The organism is Bacteroidota bacterium, assembly GCA_016213405.1.
Lineage (GTDB): Bacteria > Bacteroidota > Bacteroidia > Palsa-948 > Palsa-948 > Palsa-948.
Window position 1 is genome coordinate 1 of sequence record JACRAM010000039.1, and the last position, 3078, is coordinate 3078.

At 39.4% G+C, this 3078-nt stretch carries 3 protein-coding genes; all 3 read left to right on the forward strand.

The window, feature by feature from the left end:
• The first annotated feature begins 291 nt into the window (after positions 1-291).
• Positions 292-1164: a hypothetical protein gene (locus tag HY841_04380; protein MBI4929977.1), complete on the forward strand. Its 873-nt coding sequence runs from the start codon at positions 292-294 to the stop codon at positions 1162-1164.
• 819 nt (positions 1165-1983) lie between these two features.
• A complete protein-coding gene (locus HY841_04385; protein ID MBI4929978.1) occupies positions 1984-2298 on the forward strand; it encodes a hypothetical protein in 315 nt (104 codons plus the stop codon).
• Between the two features lie 81 nt (positions 2299-2379).
• Positions 2380-3078 (forward strand): hypothetical protein (locus HY841_04390; protein ID MBI4929979.1); only part of this gene is annotated, 699 nt, incomplete at its 3' end.

Below are 3078 nucleotides of genomic sequence, written 5' to 3' on the forward strand. Positions count from 1 at the left end.
AACAGGCGGTAACAACGCATTTGCGTTATTGCCGCTACAATCTTGCATCGAGTTTTGTTTTTCATATCTTTGCTTTGTGTTTCGGCAGACAATTTTGCGCTTCGTAAATCGGCAACAACGCAATATGCGCGGAACGTTATGGGCAAGTTTAAAAAACATAGCGGACAGACAAGAGAACCACCGACAATTTGGTGTGACAGTTCTTAGCGACTGACTATTTCCAATGACTTTTCCGGCAGTCATAAAAAATCGGCAGACAAAAAATTAATAACAAATAAAATCCAAATCAAAATGAAATTTACAGCATCACGACTCTCAGAAGGAAACAAAGTTTTCCCAGCAGAAATACATTGCGAGCAAAACGGCTTGACAATAAAAATTCCTGGACTGTTCAGTGGACAGTCAAAACATTTACCATACAATCAAATTGGAGAGGTAAGTGTTGACGCACCATTGGTCGGTTATTCAACTATCCATTTTTACACAGCAGGGACAAGAGTTTCCGCTAACGGTTTTACAAGTAGCGAGGTAAAACAGATTAAATCTGCTATTGAAAAAGGACAGCAAGGTTCTTCAACAGGTTCAAACACTTATTCCGAACCTGTAAAAACAGGCGACCAAATTATTGCAGAAGCACAAGCGGAAAAAATTGAGTATGAACTTGAGCAACAGCGAAAGCACGACAACGCTCAAAAACCTTGGATGAATGATTCAAATTTTTCCGACAAAGACAACATCAACTCAATTTCCTTTCCAAACGATGTTGAAGATATTGAAAAGACAACGGAGAAAATTATCAAAGCAGCAACCGAGCAAATCAAAAGTGTTTTGGGCGAGCATAATGTGACAGCCATTCAGCATCAAGTCGGAGACAAAAATTTTATGAAACCTTACTTCAAAGATTTTGAATTTGTAGAAGCGTGCGTTGAGAAAGCAGAAGAAGGAATGAAAAAATTAAAAAGGAAAGATGACACCGAGCATCCAAAACTTAGACACATTGTTACAGACCTTGAAGAAAGTTTGGCGACATTAAAAAACAAATGGATTCCACGACTTGAAGAACAAAGAGCAAAGAAGAAAAAGAAAAATCTCATAGTCGTTGCGGTAATCATTCTTCTAAACATTATAATGTTCGGTGGACTTTACATCGCATCTAAAAAATAATCATATGGAAAATCAATCAGCAACACCAGAAGAAGTTTACGAATCAATATGTGTAGGCATAAAAAAACTAACAGACATATTGGACACGGACATTTCAAATGACAGAAGGGACAAAATAATTAAACACATTACAGACTTACAAGGACATCTTGAAAGACTCGCGAAACGATTTAAGAGAGAATAAAAACCAGCCCATAACAGCGGGTTTAAGAAATTGGCGGTTCAGTGGTTAAATGAAGTTTCGTGCTTCGTATTAAGTTCATTGCTGGCAGACAGTTTTGTGCTCCGAAATCGCCAACTTCTTAAACCCGCAAAACGTTATGCCCAATGCTGAAAAACGACAATTCTCCGTAGACATTTCCGTAGTAACTTGACAGCAACTGCAACAAAAAAACTTGCGGACAAACAGCCAAACATCGGGACAGTTTCGCACTGGACAGCGTTGCGGTAACTTGACAGCAAAAAAATACATCGGAACATTTGCTCCGTAGACAACCTCGCAGTTCGCGGACAGACAAAAAAGAAAACAAAACCACCCTTCGCATTTTTGAAAATTTCTTTTGCCTACACTGTTTGGCACATTTGCCTTTGCCCCCAACCACAAAAGCCAACCGCAGGGGCAAAGTCAAAAGAGCCAAACCATCCTGCACACAAAAAAATGAAAACAAAAAACTTTCCTATCTTTGCCCGATGAAATTGTTATTCCCAAAAATATTCATAGCGATTGCCTGCACTTTTCTGTTGGGACATAACCTCGTTGCCCATCACCATCACAACTAAGAATAACAAGAAATATAAATATTGTATATTTACCCACTGATGAAAGTGTTTAAAAAATATTTCTCCCTTTTTCTGCTTGCGCTGTTTCTATGCCCGCTAATAGAAAAAAGCATTCACGATTTTACTCATAAAAACACTTTCTCTTGTAAAGGGACTGACAAACACTTTCACCATGCACACCCTGCTTGCCCGATATGCGAATTCACTATACCTGTTTTAACTGTTCCCGTTGACGAAAATCCCAATTTCAGTATTTTTGCTTTTTCTGATTTCACACTTCCTCATGATGAAACGCCAGTAATTTCCTCAACAGATTATTTTGTTTCGCTTCGCGCCCCTCCCTATTTGGTTTAATTTTCTTTGCTCCGTCAGTTGACGTAGAGTATGCTCACGGGTTTTTCCGTGTACAAACTTATTTAAACCAAAATTCATTTTATGACTAATAAAATAATCAGTTTAATATTCTTCATTCTGTTTTCTGTTTTGCAAATCCAAGCCCAGACAGACAGCACTAAATCGGATTCGCTTTTGCTCTTGCAACTCCAAAATGAAATGCAACCACAGCAAACGCCACCGATACAACCACGCATAGCCCCTTCCGTAAATCCCAACCTCAGTGTCATTGGCGATATGCGGGGGCTTTATCGAAGTTTCGGCTCACATAATGTTGATGCTGTGTTGAACGAAGTGGAGTTTTGTTTTGAGTCCGTTATTGACCCGTATGCCCGTGCTGACTTTTTTTATTCTGTTAGTGAGGACCCTTTCACAGGAGAATTTTCCAATGAAATTGAAGAAGGGTATCTTACCACATTAGCTCTGCCTGCGCATCTGCAACTGAGAGTGGGAAGATTTAAGGAGGCATTAGGTCGTGTGAATCCCATACACGTACATGCGCTTCCGTTCATTGATATGCCAGACGCATACGTGAATTTTTTCGGTGAAGAAGGATTGAAAGGTGATGGAGCTTCGCTAAACTGGCTTTTGCCAAATCGGAAATTTTTTCAGGAACTCACTGTCGAAGCAACAAATGTTGCTGAGAGTCCGAGTTTCCAGCGAAGCAGGAAAAACAATTTTCTTTACCTCGCGCATCTGAAAAATTTCTGGGACTTAAACGCAAACACTACTATGGAATTA